Origin of the sequence: Pseudomonas sp. Sample_16, assembly GCF_004307665.1 — a bacterium.
In the GTDB taxonomy this organism is placed as follows: domain Bacteria; phylum Pseudomonadota; class Gammaproteobacteria; order Pseudomonadales; family Pseudomonadaceae; genus Aquipseudomonas.
In genome coordinates this window covers 39,331-57,376 of the sequence record NZ_RCOB01000135.1, presented here as the reverse complement: position 1 = coordinate 57,376, position 18,046 = coordinate 39,331, and the positions used below count along the sequence as shown (strand labels likewise).

General features: G+C 58.1%; 11 protein-coding genes. 7 read left to right on the top strand and 4 right to left on the bottom strand.

Annotation, left to right across the window (positions count from 1 at the left end; genetic code table 11):
• From D8U69_RS18385 to lanM, 5 genes are all read left to right on the top strand, one after another.
• Positions 1 to 1,448 (top strand): carbon starvation CstA family protein (locus D8U69_RS18385; RefSeq protein WP_130907861.1); only part of this gene is annotated, 1,448 nt, incomplete at its 5' end.
• Between the two features lie 15 nt (positions 1,449 to 1,463).
• The gene (locus tag D8U69_RS18380) at positions 1,464 to 1,661 is read left to right on the top strand and encodes a YbdD/YjiX family protein (protein ID WP_007895266.1); all 198 of its coding nucleotides are present in this window, start codon (positions 1,464 to 1,466) and stop codon (positions 1,659 to 1,661) included.
• Positions 1,662 to 1,783: 122 nt separating this feature from the next.
• Entirely contained in the window at positions 1,784 to 2,755 is a 972-nt protein-coding gene (gene yjiA / locus D8U69_RS18375) for a GTPase (RefSeq protein WP_130907860.1), read from the top strand.
• A gap of 522 nt (positions 2,756 to 3,277) precedes the next feature.
• On the top strand, positions 3,278 to 3,640 hold the full coding sequence (locus D8U69_RS18370) for a hypothetical protein (protein ID WP_130907859.1): 363 nt from the start codon (positions 3,278 to 3,280) through the stop codon (positions 3,638 to 3,640).
• Positions 3,591 to 6,362, top strand: coding sequence for a type 2 lanthipeptide synthetase LanM (gene lanM, locus D8U69_RS18365; RefSeq protein WP_130907858.1), 2,772 nt, complete (start codon positions 3,591 to 3,593; stop codon positions 6,360 to 6,362). The genes D8U69_RS18370 and lanM overlap by 50 nt, the downstream gene beginning before the upstream one ends.
• A 117-nt stretch (positions 6,363 to 6,479) precedes the next feature.
• Here the strand turns inward: lanM and glyA are convergent, their stop codons facing one another.
• Positions 6,480 to 7,733 (bottom strand): serine hydroxymethyltransferase, encoded by a 1,254-nt coding sequence (gene glyA, locus D8U69_RS18360; RefSeq protein WP_130907857.1) that lies wholly within the window; start codon positions 7,731 to 7,733, stop codon positions 6,480 to 6,482.
• 339 nt (positions 7,734 to 8,072) lie between these two features.
• Complete coding sequence (locus D8U69_RS18350; RefSeq protein WP_056855682.1) at positions 8,073 to 11,921, bottom strand: bifunctional diguanylate cyclase/phosphodiesterase; 3,849 nt, start codon at positions 11,919 to 11,921, stop codon at positions 8,073 to 8,075.
• A gap of 285 nt (positions 11,922 to 12,206) precedes the next feature.
• On the opposite strand from D8U69_RS18350, the gene ettA reads away from it, so the two are divergent.
• Both ettA and gdhA read left to right on the top strand, forming a co-directional pair.
• On the top strand, positions 12,207 to 13,871 hold the full coding sequence (gene ettA / locus D8U69_RS18345; RefSeq protein WP_020798667.1) for an energy-dependent translational throttle protein EttA: 1,665 nt from the start codon (positions 12,207 to 12,209) through the stop codon (positions 13,869 to 13,871).
• A 369-nt stretch (positions 13,872 to 14,240) separates the two neighbouring features.
• The gene (gene gdhA / locus D8U69_RS18340) at positions 14,241 to 15,578 is read left to right on the top strand and encodes an NADP-specific glutamate dehydrogenase (protein WP_056855680.1); all 1,338 of its coding nucleotides are present in this window, start codon (positions 14,241 to 14,243) and stop codon (positions 15,576 to 15,578) included.
• Here gdhA and D8U69_RS18335 read toward each other — a convergent pair.
• Positions 15,575 to 16,069: a GreA/GreB family elongation factor gene (locus tag D8U69_RS18335; protein WP_130907855.1), complete on the bottom strand. Its 495-nt coding sequence runs from the start codon at positions 16,067 to 16,069 to the stop codon at positions 15,575 to 15,577. The two genes, gdhA and D8U69_RS18335, sit on opposite strands and share 4 nt — an antisense overlap.
• Positions 16,070 to 16,144: 75 nt before the next feature.
• Complete coding sequence (locus D8U69_RS18330) at positions 16,145 to 17,998, bottom strand: DUF4105 domain-containing protein (protein WP_130907854.1); 1,854 nt, start codon at positions 17,996 to 17,998, stop codon at positions 16,145 to 16,147.
• Between the last annotated feature and the right edge of the window lie 48 nt (positions 17,999 to 18,046).

Sequence of the window (18,046 nt, the reverse complement as noted above, 5' to 3'; positions counted from 1 at the left end):
TGTTCATGGGCATTTACATGCGCTACATCCGCCCGGGCCGCATCGGTGAGATCTCGGTCATCGGCGTGCTGTTGCTGCTGGGTTCGATCTGGCTTGGAGGAGAAATCGCCGCTGACCCGGTGTGGGCCAAGGCCTTTACCTTCACTGGCGTGCAAATTACCTGGATGCTGATCGGCTACGGTTTCGTCGCGGCAGTGTTGCCGGTGTGGCTGATCCTGGCGCCGCGTGACTACCTGTCGACCTTCCTCAAAATCGGCACCATCGTTGCCTTGGCCATCGGTATTCTGGTGACCATGCCAGAGCTGAAAATGCCGGCGCTGACCCAGTTCGTCGATGGCACTGGACCGGTGTGGAAGGGCGGCCTGTTCCCGTTCCTGTTCATTACCATCGCCTGTGGCGCGGTATCGGGTTTCCACTCGCTGATTGCTTCCGGCACCACACCGAAACTACTCGATAACGAAGTCAATGCCCGTTACATCGGTTATGGCGGCATGTTGATGGAGTCGTTCGTGGCAATCATGGCGATGGTCGCCGCTTCGGTGATCGAGCCAGGGGTGTACTTCGCCATGAACAGCCCGGCGGCTGTGGTTGGCAGTGATGTCGTGTCCGTGGCGACGGCGGTCAGCAACTGGGGCTTTGCAATTACTCCCGAAGCGCTGCAAGCGGTCGCCCATGACATTGGTGAAACCACCATCCTGGCCCGTGCCGGTGGTGCGCCGACCCTGGCGGTGGGTATCGCGCAGATCCTGCACAGCGTGCTGCCGGGTGAAAACACCATGGCGTTCTGGTACCACTTCGCGATCCTGTTCGAGGCGCTGTTTATCCTCACGGCGGTAGACGCTGGTACCCGTGCCGGTCGTTTCATGCTGCAGGACTTGCTCGGCTCGTTCGTGCCGGCGCTGAAGCGCACCGAATCCTGGACTGCCAACTTGATCGCCACTGCCGGTTGTGTGGCGATGTGGGGCTGGTTGTTGTATCAGGGCGTGATCGACCCATTGGGTGGCATCAACACCTTGTGGCCGCTGTTCGGTATCTCCAACCAGATGCTGGCCGGTATCGCGCTGATGCTCGGCACCGTGGTGCTGATCAAAATGAAACGCCAGCGTTATGTCTGGGTCACCATGTTGCCGGCGGTGTGGCTGCTGATCTGCACCACGACGGCGGGCTTCATCAAGCTGTTCGACGCCAACCCGGCAGTCGGCTTCCTGGCCCTGGCGAAAAAATACAGCGATGCCCTGGCCAACGGCCAGATCCTCGCCCCGGCCAAGGACATCACTCAGATGCAGCACGTGATCTTCAACGCCTACACCAACGCAACGCTGACCGCGCTGTTCCTGTTCGTGGTGTTCAGCATCCTGTTCTATGCGCTCAAGGTCGGCATCGCCGCCTGGGGTAAAAAAGAACGCACGGATAAAGAGTCGCCCTTCCAGGCACTCCCGGATGCGTAATCGAGGATTTGCAGCATGTTCAATGACCTGAGTCGCCTCGGTAAATACCTCGGTCAGGCCGCGCGCCTGATGGTCGGCATGCCCGACTACGACAACTATGTCGAGCACATGCAAACCAAACACCCGGACAAACCGGTAATGAGCTATGAGATGTTCTTCCGCGAACGTCAGGAAGCCCGTTACGGTGGCAAGGGTGGGCCGAAGTGCTGTTGAAGCACCACGCTTAGGTAACACACCACTGTAGGAGCACGGCTTGCCGGCGATAGCGATCTTCAGGACGCCATCGCTGGCAAGCCAGGCTCCTACAGTTTTTTCAGTGTATGGGAGACTTTCCTTTGCTACCCCCTATCCCGGTAACAATCCTCAGCGGGTTCCTCGGCGCCGGTAAAACCACTTTGCTGCGCCACCTGCTGAAAGCCGAGCACGGCCTTAAAATCGCCGTGATCGAAAACGAATTCAGCGACGCCGGTGTCGATACCCAACTGCTGGGTGACGAGCCGGTACAAGTGATGACGCTGTCCAACGGTTGCGTCTGCTGCACCATCCACACCGACCTGACCAAGGCCCTGTACCTGCTGCTCGAGCGTCTCGACGGCGGCGACATCGTATTCGACCGGCTGGTGATCGAATGCACCGGCCTGGCCGACCCGGCGCCGGTGGCGCAAACCTTCTTCATCGATGAAGAATTGCGAGAACGCTATATCCTCGACGGCATCATCACCCTGGTGGACGCGGCACATGCCGAGACCCACCTGACACAGACCATCGCCCAGGCCCAGATCGGCTTCGCCGACCGCTTGCTGGTGAGCAAGCGCGATCTGGTGGACGAGCCGACCTTTAACGCATTGAGCGAACGGCTGACCCGGATCAATCGTCGGGCTCCGATCCGTGTGGTCGATCACGGCAAGATCGACCTGGCCGAAATGCTCGACGTACGTGGTTTCAATCTCAATGCTGACCTTGGCGGTGGCGTGAGTCTGCGTCCGGTAAGCGAGGCGCCCTCCATCGACCGCATTAGCAGCCTTGTGCTGCGTAGCGACAAGCCGCTGGATATCGACAAGCTCAGCGAGTTCATGAACGAGCTGCTGGAGGACCACGGCAAACAACTGCTGCGCTACAAAGGCGTGTTGAACATCGCTGGCGAACCGCGGCGCATGGTGTTTCAGGGCGTGCTGAAGCTTTACGGTTTCGATTGGGACACCCCATGGGCCGAGGGCGAAGCGCGTGAGAGTGTGATTGTGTTTATTGCCGACGATTTACCGGAAGAAAAGATTCGCGAAGGTTTTTCGCGAGTTGTCTCGGATTAAAAAAGTACGGGCAGTAATGGCGGCAGGGACGCCAGTTTAAATAGGTGTTTTATTGAAGGCGTTTGTTTTATTTGCTGTTTGATGGTGCGTGATTTGTTGTGTGTCAGGTTTATGATGGGTTGAAGTTTGTAAGGGTTTGCGTGTCGAGTTCGTTGAGTTCCGGAGCGGTGTAATTATTTTATATTGGCTTTTGAATGTAACGAAATATGCGGTGTCCTGCTTTACATTTTGTTCTAAATTGCGGCTGTACGTGTTGCAGTCAAGTGCTAAAGTCGCCGTCGTCAATTCAGACAAATGTATATCTCAGGAGAAATCCCATGCAAGAGCAAATTATGGATCTGTCGGGCGAGTTGGATGCCGAGTTCGAAGCGTATGCAAGTTCTGGTCAGGCAGATGTCGGAGGGGAAACAATGTGCACTAATGTGTCTTGTGGAACCCTGCAGTGTACTGTTCTAGGCTGCTGCTAACCGATCTCCATGCAGGGCGGGCTCGTCCCGCTCTGCTTGTCTTGGGTGTTTGGCGATGTTGACCGATAATTTGAATATTAAAGAGTTGAAAGCAAAAAATACCGTTCCATCCCCTGAAACACTGCGCAAGACAATAGAACTGCTGCACACGGATGACAAGGCTGTACTGCGTTACTTTGGAGTTGATCGACAAGCGCTTATAAAGAATTTGGCTTATTATTCATCGGATGCGTATCGGGGAAGTTGCTGTTTTATTCCGCTGCTTAATGAAAGAGTTGACGATCTTGCCTCGTTGCCTTTCGAAGCGCATGACAGTGATAGCGAAGGGTTTGGTTTTTTTCATGCTTGTTGGTATGTTTATCTGAAACATGTTTTCAAAAGTGACCAAAAATATACGCAAGCTTGTGAATGGATTTGAATGGATTAATGTCGAAGCCTTCTTGCTCAGCGCTCGCGCAAGTATCATTTCGAATATCAGATACTTGGCCGAAAAATCGCTTGTTCACCAATTGAACAGCCGGATCGCCGAGAGCCCCGAACTGGATCTACAGGCATTCAACCGAGAGTTCTCAGAAGGCGCCTTAGTGCCGTTCCTGGCTGCCTACCCGGTTTTGACCGATCTGTTGTTTCAGCGAATAGACGACACTGTGGCTTATCTTTACAAGGTCATCGATCACTTCAGCCAGGATATCGAACGACTCGTAGCGGCCTTCCCGCTTTCCGACCGACGCATCGACTCCATCGTCCTTGGGCTGGGCGACTTCCACTCCAATGGTGAAACAGTCTGCTTCGTTCAGGTCGGCGACCGATCACTGGTGTACAAACCCCGCAGCAACCGGGAAGCGTTGTTTTACGGGGCATTGCTTGAGCAATTGCGTGCGAGCAGCGGTAATGCGTGCTTTGACGTTTATGCCCCGGTCATGGTGTCGCATGACGATCATTGCTGGATTGAAAAAATCGAAAACCGGGAATGCGAAAACGTAGGCGATCTGGATATTTTTTTTCAGCGTCTGGGCGCCCAGGTTGCAGTGATCCACGCCTTGAACGGCATCGACTTTCACTACGAAAACATCATTGCCTGCGGCAGCAGTCCGGTCATGATCGATCTGGAGTGTTTGTTCACCCCGTCCATGATTGATTTGAGAACGCCATTGGCGCACAGCCGCGCCCTGTTCAAAACGATCAAGCTCAATGGGCAATCCGTTTTTTCAAGTGGCTTCGTGCCTTACACCCCGGATTCAGACAATGATTACAGCGGTCTTAGCCGCCAGCAGCACTTCACGGGGAAGAGAAAACAGCTGGTTCGCGAGCAACGCTTTTATCGATTGAAATCCGTTGAATTCGACAGTCGGCCGGTCATCCGGCACTTGCCGGTTTTCGCTGGCACGACGCATTCGGTCGCTGATCACCAGGCCGCATTTTTTCTGGGTTTCGAGCGCGCCTACGATGAATTGATGAACACTCGGGAAGCCGTGCTTGAGCTGCTCGCGCAACATGCCGCCTCACTGAAGACTCGGGTCCTGATGAAAAATACGCAGCGCTATGCGGATTTCATCGCGATAATGCTTCATCCGCGTTTTACTCAGTGTCGCGTTCAACAGGAGTTGTTGCTGGCGACCCTGTGGTCAGACTTGCCTGAGACACTCAACGATTATGAGATACCTCGGCATGAAATCAGGGATCTGAAAAAAACCGACGTCCCTTGTTTCACCTTGCCATTGTTATCCAGCCACTTGATCAATGCCCATGGCGAGACTGTTGCTTCCCTGGCGATCGAGAACTCGTTCGACAGTTGCCGCCGCAAGCTGGAGAGTTTCTCGTCAAGCGATAAAGCCTTTCAGAGGCATGTATTGCAGATGTGCCTGTTTCCCGTGGCAAGCGAAGCCTTGCCTATGAACCGCGAACATCAACTTAACGTCGTGCCAGACCTGAGTTCGGCGCAGTATGTGCGTTGTGCGATGAAGATTGCTGAGGCCATCGCAAAGGTGCGTATTGACGGTGAGCAAGGGGATGCAGTCTGGAGGTTCATGGATACGCACCCTCGTACAAGCCGCCATTTCATTTCACCCATGGGCTGCGGTGTATACAACGGCATGGGCGGCCTGGCGATTTTCTACTTGAGCCTGTACCGGATCACCGGTGAATTGCCTTATCTGGAGGATGCCGAACGCATTCTGTGCTCCATGGCCCTGTCCCACGGGCACTTCGCCAGTGAACTGACAGTCAGTGCCTATTTCGGCCTGTCCTCCTACTTATACGTGTTGGTCAATTATCGACTCATGACTGGTCGTCTGACGTACGAGACAAAGGTCGATGAATTGCTGGGCAAACTGGCAGATATCCCGAGCACAACCGATGAGTTCGATTTCATTCATGGCTGGTGCGGGGCGGTGACTGTACTGGTGAACCTTTATCAGCTTGAACAGCGTGAGACATTGCTCCCCCTGATCGAACGTTTCTCGCAATCGATCCAATCGGCAGTGACGCTGGATAACGGAGTGTTGTTGTTAAAAAACACGGGCAAGCCGCTGTGGACAGGTTTTTCCCATGGTATTTCCGGTGTTCTGTACGCATTGGGCAAGGTGTGGGACGTGACTCGCGATCCGCTGTTGGCTCAGTTGATCGCACAGTACGTACGGGCTGAAAATCGCCTCACTGTCGAGGGGTACTGGCTTGATTTACGTGAAAACGCGAAGTCTTCGTCCACCATCAAGTGGTGTCATGGCGACGCGGGTATTCTGATTGCCCGGCGTTGGTTGATACGTACGATGGGCGGCACGCTGGATGGCGACACCCGGGATTTGCTCGAACAAGACGCCGAGCGTTGTGAGCGCCACCTTTGGGAACAGGGGCTGGGTTCGGGCTACAGTTTGTGTCACGGCGATTTCGGCAATCTCATGTGCTTGCTGAGCGAGTACCGTGACACGGGCAACGCACCGGGCATTGCCAGGGTCATGGGGGCGCTCTCTCAGGTGCTCCATAACTTCCTTGATGAAGACTTCTTGGGGGAGGGCAGTGTCCCGGACCTGGGGCTGATGCTGGGGATTACGGGTGTCGGTCAGGCCCTGCTGAATGCGGTAGAAGGCGGTTTACCTGATGTGTTATCCATGAAGTTCGCGCAGCCGACAGTCGAGCCTTGAGCGCAAAGGCGTCAGGATCAGCTTGATAAAGAGCGGCGCTGACCAGGTTGATTTGTCGACGAAAAAAAACCGGCCAGTTTCCTGGCCGGTTTTTCAACTGCGGTTCAGCAACGCTGATTAAGCGCCGTACACCGGCAGCTTCTTGCAGATGGCCTTGACCTTCTCACGAACGGCGTCGATCACCGCTTCGTTGGAAAGATCTGCCAGGATGTCGCAGATCCAGCCGGCCAGTTCCTTGCACTCTGCTTCCTTGAAGCCGCGAGTGGTCACTGCCGGAGTGCCGAAGCGCAGGCCGGAGGTGACGAACGGGGAGCGTGGGTCGTTTGGCACGGAGTTCTTGTTCACGGTGATGAACGCTTTGCCCAGCGCGGCGTCGGCGTCTTTACCGGAGATTTCCTGCTTGATCAGCGACAGCAGGAACAGGTGGTTTTCAGTACCGCCGGAAACCACGTCGAAACCGCGCTCGATGAACACGCTGGCCATGGCCTTGGCGTTCTTCACCACTTGTTGCTGGTAAGCCTTGAACTCAGGCTGCAGCGCTTCCTTGAAGCAGATTGCCTTGGCAGCGATCACATGCTCCAGCGGGCCGCCCTGGGCGCCCGGGAATACGGCGGAGTTCAGCTTCTTCTCGATGTCGGCGTTGGCGCGAGCCAGGATCAGGCCGCCACGTGGACCACGCAGGGTCTTGTGGGTGGTGGTGGTCACGACGTCAGCGAATGGAACCGGGTTCGGGTAGACGCCCGCGGCAACCAGACCGGCCACGTGGGCCATGTCGACGAACAGGTAGGCACCCACTTTGTCGGCGATTGCACGGAAGCGCGGGAAGTCGAGGATCTGCGAGTAGGCAGAGAAACCGGCCACGATCATTTTCGGCTTGTGCTCGACTGCCAGGCGCTCGACTTCGTCGTAGTCGATCAGGCCGTTGGCATCGATGCCGTACTGGATGGCGTTGTACAGCTTGCCCGAAGACGAAACGCTGGCACCGTGGGTCAAGTGACCGCCGTGGGCCAGGCTCATGCCCAGGATGGTGTCACCGGCCGACAGCAGCGCCAGGTAGACAGCGGCGTTGGCTTGCGAGCCGGCGTGCGGTTGAACGTTGGCGTAATCGGCGCCGAACAGTTCTTTGGCGCGGTCGATGGCCAGTTGCTCGACGACGTCGACGTACTCGCAACCACCGTAGTAGCGCTTGCCTGGGTAGCCTTCGGCGTACTTGTTGGTCAGCACCGAGCCTTGAGCTTCCATCACCGCAGGGCTGGTGTAGTTTTCCGAAGCGATCAGCTCAATGTGCTCTTCCTGGCGCTGAGCTTCTTGCTCCATGGCGGCAAAGAGATCGGCGTCGTACTTGGCAATAGTCAAATCACGGCTGAACATGGCGGTCCTCAAGGATCGGGGGCGGAAAAGGGGGGCATTCTAACCCAATGGGTTTTAGATGGCATATGAAACGGCATCATGTCGCAGACAAGTGGGCTTCATGACCGGATATGCGGCACCTGTGCCGGCCCCATCGCTGGCAAGCCATGATCGTTTGATCGTTCCCACGCTCTGCGTGGGAACGCCTCACTGGACGCTCTGCGTCCGCTTCGCATGTGACGCGGAGCGTCACGGGCTGCATTCCCACGCGGAGCGTGGGAACGATCAATTCACGACCGACACGGACATTGTGGGAGCTGGCTTGCCAGCGATGAGGCCCGGCTGTTTCACCACAACGTCTCAGTCGAACATGAACAGCGCATCATTGCTGAACTGCACTTCAAACTGCCCGGCCGGCATCGGGCGGCCGAACAGGTAGCCTTGAACCTCGTCGCAACCGTGCTCCCTGAGGAAATCCAGCTGCTCATGGGTTTCCACGCCCTCGGCGATCACCGCCAGGTTGAGGCTGTGGGCCATGGCGATGATCGCGCGGGCAATCTGCGCGTCCTGTTCGCCGGATGGCAGGCCGTCGACGAAGGTGCGGTCGATTTTCAGCACGTCGATCGGGAACTGCTTGAGGTAGTTGAGCGATGAATAACCGGTGCCGAAGTCATCGACAGCAATGCTCAGGCCAAGATTTTTCAGGCCGTCGAGAATCTGCATCGCCTCACTGACTTCTCGCATCAGGATACTTTCGGTCAGCTCCAGTTCCAGGCACGCCGGCGGCAAGCCGGTTTCCTTGAGAATGGTGGCGATCCGCATGCCGAGTTGGCCGTCGGAGAATTGCCGCGCGGAAATGTTCACCGACACCTTCGGCACGCGCAATCTGGCCTGATGCCAGGTCTTGAGTTGACGGCAGGCTTCACTGATCACCCAGTCACCCACATCCACCACCAGGCCGAGTTCTTCCAGTACCGGAATGAAGTCCCCTGGCGGTACCAGGCCACGGCGCGGATGGCGCCAGCGCAGCAGGGCCTCGGCGCCGGTCAAACGTTTGCCGTCGCCGCTGAATTGCGGCTGGTAATACAGCACGAATTCATTCTGCTCCAGAGCGTGGCGCAGGTCGCTTTCCAGCTCCAGGCGCTCAAGGGCGCTGGCGTTCATGTCCGCCTGATAGAACTGGAAGTTGTTCTTGCCGCGTTCCTTGGCGTGGTACATCGCCGTGTCGGCGTTCTTCATCAGCTGGCTGAGTTCGTTGCCGTCCTGCGGGCTCAGGGCGATGCCAATACTGGCGGTGACGAAGAATTCGCGGCCTTCGAGCACGAAGGGTTTTACCAGGCTGGCGAGAATCTGTTCCGCTACGTGAATGGCCCGGTTCAAGGCAATTTCACGATTGGCGCGCGGTTGCAGGAGCAGGGTGAACTCATCACCGCCCATGCGCGCCACGGTGTCGTCATCGTCGACGCAACCGAGCAGGCGCGTCGCCATTTCCTTGAGCATGCGGTCGCCGGCGGCGTGGCCCAGGGAATCGTTGATCGGTTTGAAACGGTCCAGGTCGAGGAACATCAGCACCACCCAGGACTTCTGACGTTCGGCCGCTTGCAGCGCCGTGTGCAAGCGGTCCTGGAACAGCGTGCGGTTAGGCAGGTGCGTCAGTGCATCGTAATAAGCGAGGCGATGAATCCGCTGCTCGCTGGCCTTGCGCTCGCTGATGTCGCTGAAGAAGCACACGTAACTGGCGAGGTCGCCTTCGTCGTCCAGCACAGCGGTGATGCCAACCCACGCCGGATAATGCTCACCGTTGCGGCGCCGCAACCAGACTTCGCCTTCCCAGGTGCTGTGCTGATTGAGTTGCATGAGCACATAACGCAGGTGAGCTTCCTGCTGCTCGTCGACGGTCAGCATGTTCGGCAACTGGTCGAGTACTTGTTCCACGGCATAGCCACTGACACGGCTGAAGGCTTCGTTGGCCTGGACGATGTAGCCGGCCGGGTCAGTGATCAGGATCGCCGAGGTCGAATGCTCGAAAACCGTAGCGGCCATGCGCAGGTCCTTTTCGGCGCGACGTTGCTGACTGATATCACGTCCGACACCGAGCACGCCTTCGAAGGCGCCGTGCTCGTCCCAGACCAGCACCAGGCGCAACTCGATCGGGATCTTGCGACCGTCTGCGCGCAGGCAGTCAAACAGGAACAGTTGGGTCTGCACCTGGTTGCGCAACAGTGCCAACTGGTCGGGCTGGTCCAGGGCTTTGCCGACCCGTTCCATCAGGCTGTAGATACCGGTCAGTTGGTGAGGGTTGGCAATGGTCGATTGCCAGCCATTCTGGAAAATCCACTCGGCGTCGTAGCCGAGTACGGCTTGCACCGACGGGCTGACATAATTGAGGGCCATGCGGCTGTCGGTGGAGAAAATCACATCGCTGATGCTTTCCGCGAGCATCCGGTAACGCTGCTCGCTGTCGCGCAGGGACTCGCTGGCTTCGATCTGTTCGGTGACGTCCTTGGCCACGCCGATGATGCGCGTCACCTGGTCATGCTTGTCCCGCGCCAGGGCCTGTTCACGAATGTCGAAGCGCCGCCATTCACCGTCGCGGTGACGAAAGCGCAATTGGCATTGCAACAGTTGGCTGTAACCACCCAGGCGCTGGCTCTGGCGTGAACGGTGGTAGAAGTCGGCATCGTCGGGATGCAGGAGGATCTCCCAGAAATACTCGCCCATCTGCTGCAGTTCAGCGCGGTTGTAGCCCAGCGTCTGGCCCAGATGGTGATTGCTGAAGATCATCCGCTGGCTGATCACGTCCTGCACGTACAAGTGATCGGGCACGGTACGCACCACATCCGACCAGAACCCTTCGCGCTCTTGCAAAGACAGCTCGATGAGTTTGCGGCTGGTGATGTCGGTGATGCTCAGGATTACCGCTTTATAGTCGGCCAGGTCTTGCGGCAGGCGCAGCACCAGCCACAGGTGCTGATCGCGGCCTGTGGCGTCCTGCAGTTTGATCTCCAGTTCCAGCTGCTCCTGCCGGTTGAGGAGCGCTTCGAGCACCTTATTACCGATGGCACTGCCGTCCAGCGGGTTGCCGTCTATCAGCAAGTCCCAGGCCTGTTGGGTGGTGTTGACATTGAGCAGTTGCAGGGCCACCTGGTTGACCTCGGTAATCCGCAGTTCTTGCAGCAATTGCCGACGTTGTTCCGGATCGGCAAGCCAGGTATGCAGTTGCTCGTTACTGTGCAATCGGGCTTTGTCGAATACGTTCTTGAGGCTGGCCACATCGAGCACGCACAGCGCAACACCGGTGCCCTCGAAAATCTCCTGATAGCGGCGCCGGCCTTCATGTAATTGGCGCTGGCGGCGGCGCATGTTCAGTAGAACGATGAACGGCAGCATCGAGAAGGCCAGCCCCAGCAGGCATTTGCCGATAAAGGCGGGCAGCAGTTCTTCGAGCACGCGGTGGCGATCGAACAGGCCGCGCAGTTGCCAGTCGCTGCTGCTCAGGGGAACCGTCAGCACACTGTTGGTCAGGTCGTCCTGGGTCAGCGTGCCTGGATTGACCAGCGGCAGTGATTCATCACGACTGATGATTTGGTGATTGAAGCGGTTTTCCACCAGCCACAATGGCCGGTCACCCGCTTCATTGAGCTTGGTCAAGGTCGTGAAAAACGTTGGTTTCAGGCGCAGGGCCCAATAGCCGCGGGTACTGCCGCTGGCTTGATGCAGCAACAGGTGCACCACCGAGCCATCGATGGCATTGCTGAAGTAATGAGGCTGGGCACGACTGCGCCGGACCAGCTCGGCCAGATAGTCGGCATCTTCGCTGTTGCTGGCGCTGTCATTCAGGATCCTGCCCGAGGGGCTCAGCAAGGCAAGGCTGATCAGATCGGGCAGGGACTTTTGCAGCTTGCGCAGCAACTCCTGCTGTTCGTCGGCTGTTTGCGGCTGTTCGACAATCGGCAGCAGATTGAGGGCGATCCGCGCGTTGAGCGCCATGTTCAGACTGACTTGCGCTGCCAGGTCAGCGGTGTAGTCGATGGTGTACTGGCGCTGGGTTTTCTGGGTTTCGCGCAACTGATCCAGGAGCTGCCAGAACATCAGGGCGAGCAGCATCAGCACCAGTGTCGCGAGCGCGCCTTTGAGGGTGCCGCGCAGGGGCGAGCCGGGCGCCGCAGTGGGGGCACTGGTGATCAGGGACGAAGGGACGTTGGACAAACTTTAATCCTGCGGTTTGGCTGGACTGGCGCGACGTGCACTATAAGCCGGACGCCCGAAGGGCGGCTAGCATGCCTTGAGTTGTGGCAAAGTGCCAGCCCCGTTCGGCTGGACGGCCACCTGTCATTCAGGTAGCTTTGCCGGTTACGCGGGAGCGTTCCAGCTCCTAGAATCAGACTTCTTTCAGCGCGCACGCATTGCCCTCGACAAGCGTAGAACGCGCACGGTCTGGCCCGGGCATCGCCTGCGCTCCAATTATTCATAGTCACTGACCCAAGGTTCTCCATGGCTCAATACGTATTCACCATGCATCGGCTGGGTAAAGTTGTTCCGCCGAAGCGGGAAATCCTGAAAAACATCTCGTTGTCGTTCTTCCCGGGCGCCAAGATCGGCGTACTCGGCTTAAACGGCTCGGGTAAATCCACGCTGCTGAAAATCATGGCCGGCGTCGACACTGAATTCGACGGCGAAGCGCGTCCGATGCCGGACCTGAATATCGGTTATCTGCCGCAAGAGCCACAACTTGATCCGACCAAGACCGTGCGTGAAGTGGTCGAGGAAGCGGTCAGCGTGATCAAGGACGCCCAGGCGCGCCTGGACGAGGTCTATGCGGCCTACGCCGATCCGGATGCCGACTTCGACAAACTGGCCGCTGAACAGGCCAAGCTCGAAGCGATCCTGCAGGCCAGCGACGGCCACAACCTCGAGCGTCAGCTGGAAGTCGCCGCCGATGCGCTGCGTCTGCCGGCCTGGGATGCCAAGGTCGAACACCTCTCCGGTGGTGAAAAGCGCCGTGTGGCCCTGTGCCGTCTGCTGCTGTCCGCGCCGGACATGCTGTTGCTCGACGAACCGACCAACCACCTGGATGCCGATTCCGTCGCCTGGCTGGAGCACTTCCTGCACGACTTCCCGGGCACCGTGGTCGCGATCACGCACGACCGTTACTTCCTCGACAACGTCGCGGGCTGGATCCTGGAACTCGACCGCGGCGCGGGCATTCCTTATGAGGGCAACTATTCGGGTTGGCTGGAAGCCAAGTCCGATCGTCTGGCCCAGGAATCCAAGCAGCAGTCGGCTCACGAAAAAGCCATGAAGGAAGAACTGGAGTGGGTGCGCAAAGGCGCCAAGGCCCGCCAGTCGAAATCCAAGGCTCGTCTGCAACGCTTCGAAGAAATGCAATCGCAGGAATTCCAGAAGCGCAGCGAAACCAACGAGATCTACATCCCGGCCGGTCCACGCCTGGGCGACAAGGTCATCGAGTTCAAGAACGTTACCAAGGGTTATGGCGATCGCGTGCTGATCGACAACCTGTCGTTCTCCATGCCTAAAGGCGCCATCGTTGGCGTGATCGGCGGTAACGGTGCTGGTAAATCCACCCTGTTCCGCATGCTGATGGGCAAGGAAACTCCGGATTCGGGCAGCATCGAAGTCGGTGAAACCGTGCAACTGGCTTGTGTCGACCAGAGCCGCGAAGACCTGGACGGCAGCAAGACCGTCTTCCAGCAGATCTCCGACGGTTCCGACCAGATCCGCATCGGCAATTACGAGATCCCGTCGCGCACCTACGTCGGTCGCTTCAACTTCAAGGGCGGCGATCAGCAGAAGTTCGTCAAGGACCTGTCCGGTGGTGAGCGCGGTCGCTTGCACCTGGCGCTGACCCTGAAGGAGGGCGGCAACGTCCTGCTGCTCGACGAACCGTCCAACGACCTCGACGTTGAAACCCTGCGTTCCCTGGAAGAAGCCCTGCTGGACTTCCCGGGCGCCGCCATTGTGATCTCTCACGATCGCTGGTTCCTGGACCGCGTCGCGACGCACATCCTGGCGTACGAAGACGATTCCCAAGCGGTGTTCTTCGAAGGCAACTACACCGAGTACGAAGCCGACCGTAAAAAGCGTCTCGGCGAAGCGGCTGCCCAGCCGCATCGTGTACGGCACAAGAAACTGGCCTGATTGGGTTGGTTGCATAAAGAGCGGAGCCTTCGGGCTCCGTTTTTTTTTGCCCGGTTTTTTTCAGGAATACTGCGGTGAATTCATCGCTGGCAAGCCAGCTCCCACAGGATTTTTGTCATGCCCGGAAATGTAGTCACCGCTGACACTGTGGGAGCTGGCTTGCCAGCGATGGCGATATAACTGTTGGTGCATAATTTGAGTCTGATCTCACCATTGAAGTGCAAAATAGGGCTAAAAACCGGTCTGATTTATATCCTGTGCACCATTTAATTTCATAGAAGCGACATTCTGCTCTGTTCCTGTGCGCGATCCGTTTGTTAAAGTCCGGCGCAATCTCTCCCAACGACAATAAATTTGCCGAGACTCTTCATGATCGAATCCGTCGAATCTTTCCTGGCGCGCCTGAAAAAACGCGACCCGGATCAACCCGAATTTCACCAGGCTGTCGAAGAAGTCCTGCGCAGCCTGTGGCCGTTTCTCGAAGCCAATCCGCACTACCTGACCTCGGGCATTCTGGAACGCATCTGTGAACCGGAGCGGGCAGTCGTGTTTCGGGTTTCCTGGGTCGATGATCATGGCAAGGTGCAGGTCAACCGTGGCTTCCGCATCCAGATGAACAGTGCCATCGGTCCGTACAAGGGCGGTTTGCGCTTCCATCCTTCGGTTAACCTCGGCGTGCTGAAATTCCTCGCCTTCGAGCAGACCTTCAAGAACTCGCTGACGTCGCTGCCCATGGGCGGTGGCAAGGGCGGTTCGGACTTCGACCCCAAAGGCAAAAGCGATGCCGAAGTCATGCGCTTCTGCCAGGCCTTCATGAGCGAGCTGTACCGGCACATCGGCGCCGACGTTGACGTGCCGGCCGGAGACATCGGCGTCGGTGCCCGCGAGATCGGTTTCCTGTTCGGTCAGTACAAGCGTTTGAGCAACCAGTTCACCAGCGTGCTGACCGGTAAAGGTCCAAGCTACGGCGGCAGCCTGATCCGCCCGGAAGCGACGGGTTTCGGTTGCGTGTACTTTGCCGAGGAAATGCTCAAGCGTCGCGAGCAAACCGTCGAGGGCAAGCGTGTGGCGATTTCCGGTTCCGGCAACGTCGCCCAATACGCTGCGCGCAAGGTCATGGACCTGGGGGGCAAGGTGATCTCGCTGTCGGATTCCGAAGGCACGCTGTACTGCGAAAGCGGTTTGACCGAAGAGCAATGGAGCGCGGTGCTGGAGCTGAAAAACGTCCAGCGCGGGCGCATCAGCGAATTGGCCGGCCGTTTTGGTCTTGAGTTCCTTGCCGGGCAACACCCGTGGGGGCTGAGGTGCGATATCGCGCTGCCTTGCGCCACGCAAAACGAACTGGATGCCGAGGCGGCTCGCGCTCTGCTGCGTAATGGCTGCATCTGCGTGGCCGAGGGAGCGAATATGCCGACCACGCTGGAAGCGGTGGACCTGTTCATCGAGGCGGGGATCCTGTTCGCCCCGGGCAAGGCGTCCAATGCCGGTGGCGTTGCCGTCAGCGGTCTGGAGATGTCGCAGAACGCCATGCGTCTGCTGTGGACCGGCGGTGAGGTGGACAGCAAGCTGCACGCGATCATGCAGTCGATCCACCACGCCTGTGTGCATTACGGCGAAGAGAACGGTCAGGTCAATTACGTCAAGGGCGCGAACATCGCCGGCTTCGTCAAAGTCGCCGATGCGATGCTTGCTCAGGGTGTGGTTTAAGCCGGTTCGATGCGGATCACTGCGATCACTTGATCACCGGCCGGACGTTGCCACAACACCTCGTCACCGAGTTGTGCGCCCAGCAACGCCCGACCCAGTGGCGAGCCCCAATTGATCAGGCCATGGGCAGCATCGGCCTGATCTTCGCCCACCAATTGCACCCGGTGTTCGCTGTCATGCTCATCGGCGTAGGTCACCCAGCTGCCGATCTGCACTTTTTCGGTTGAAGTGGCGACAGCTGCAACCTGTGCGCTGCTCAATCGCTGCTTGAAGTAGCGCAGGTCCCGTTCGAGGTCGACCAGGCGTTGTTTGTCGGTCTGGTCGATCCTGGCCGATTGTTCGGCATGCAGCGCTTGCAGCTCGGCGACTTTTTCCTGCAACAACTTCAACCCTTGCGGCGTGACGTAGTTGGGTTGCGCACTGACCTGCCGTTCAACTGGCTGATCGGCTTGCGCGGCGGCGTTATCTTCATTGACGAAGGCGCGACTCATGGTTTTCTCCCGTTATAGGGTTTGGGCCATGGTTGCTGGCATTTGGTTTCTTTGAATGTCTGAAAGCGACTCAAATCAGTAGTGATACCACTTCACCTCAAGCATCACTTCGTTCTCCGGCGAAGCCAGGTGGCTGAATTCGCGCTGGGCGCTCAGGCGCAGGCCCAGGTTGCGCGATAGCTCCCATTGCTGGTTCAAGCTGATGGAGCGGCGCACTTCGCCATTGGTGAAGAAATCGCCCCTGGTCTCAAGGCTCAAGTTACCCAGCGGGTTTTTCCAGAGCAGGCCGGTGTTGAAACCTGCTGCCGGAGAAATGAATTCGGCGAAGTCATTGTTGTGCTCCACCCGCACAGTGCCCAAGGCAAAGCCGAGCATGTCGTCGGCCAGTTGCCAGGTGCCGCCGCCACCGCCATTGACGTGGCTGACCAGGGTTTCATCGTCATGCTTGCCCGGCACCCGTTCCAGGCCTCCGGTCACCTGCCACGACAGCGGTTGCAGCAACTCGTTGCGCGGGGTCAGGGAGCGGATGGTCGCCAGGTCCAGTTGCTGCACCTGCCAATCATTGCCTTCGTATTGGCGCAGCTTCAGTTGCAGGATTTCGATCTGCGCGCCAAGGGGGAAGCTTTCCGAGTTGTCGTTGAGGTCGTGATAGGCCATGCGCAAACCGTATTCGCCAAAGGCGCGGTCGCCACGGGTACCTAGACCGGCCTGCCATGTGCGGGATTCATGACCATCCTCTGGCAGGCCGGGTTGCGGAATGTCCAGTTCCGGTGCCGGGTTCTGGTTGATCGCCCGCAGCAGTTCGAAGCTGCGCTGTGCCCGCTGCGGATCGCGTTCCTGGCCGTTGGCGCGATAGCGTTCAAGACGATAGGCCGCGTCGATGATCAGTGCCTGGCGCGCGCGAGGCTGGGCCTTGAACGCCGGGGTTTGCAGTTGCTTCTGGTCGGCGCTTACGGTCAGCACCCATTGTTGTTCTTCATCGGACAACGGCTCGGCGCGGCTCAACAACTCCCGTTCGCGGGATGGACGATACTCGATCGACTCGACCAGCCCTGCGTCTTTCACCGCTTTGACGGTGTCGGTGGGAATGGCGGTCAGCGGGAATTGTTCGGTCAGGCGCAGGCTCGGGCGGGCCACTTGCAACAGTTCCAGCAGGCGATAGGAGCAGTTTTCGTCGAAGAAGAAGTAGTCGAACTTGATCTGCTTCAACTCCCAGACATGCTCGACCATGCGCGCGGTTTCCTGCTGGGTCAGGTTGAGCCGGTATTCCCACAGGTCGCGGTTTTCCAGGCTGCGGTATTCCGAGAGTTTTTCCTGATACGGCACCAGGGCAAACAACCCCGGGTAACCGCCCATCAAGCCTTTCCAGGCATAGAGAATGCTGTTGTCCGAACCTTCGATGTACGCACCGAAGTTGATTGCGTAGCTGAGCAGCGAAGTTTTGTCGCTTTGCACATCCGCCTGATCGATACGCAGCAGGGTGTGGCCGAACATCGAGGAAGGGCTGTTCAAATACGCCGCGGGGAAGATCATTACCGCGCTGTGGGGCGAGACATCCTTGAACCATTGCTTGAATTCGGCGCAGTCCAGGACTGGCAGATCTGTCAGGTTGAGCTGTGCTTTGAGCCAACGGGTGCGCGCCGGATAAACGCATTGAGCGTGCTGCTCGCCCGCGCTGGCGGGCGCGTACAGCGCTTGCACGGTGGCCGCCAGTTCACGGTCCGGGTGTGCGTTGCCATCGGCGGCAAGGAAGAACTTCGGATCGCTGACATAGCTGCGCCAGCCGCCGAGCTTGGCGGTTTCGTAATGGCCCAGTGAAATCCAGAAAGGGTCGTTGGCCAGTTGCTGCAAACGTTGATTGTCGATAACGGGCGCGGCGGACAGCGGGGCGCAGACACAGAGCGCCAGCCAGGCAAGGCGTTTGAGCATAGTCGGCAACTTAAACAGGAAAAAACAAAGACCCCGAAGAAGGGCAGG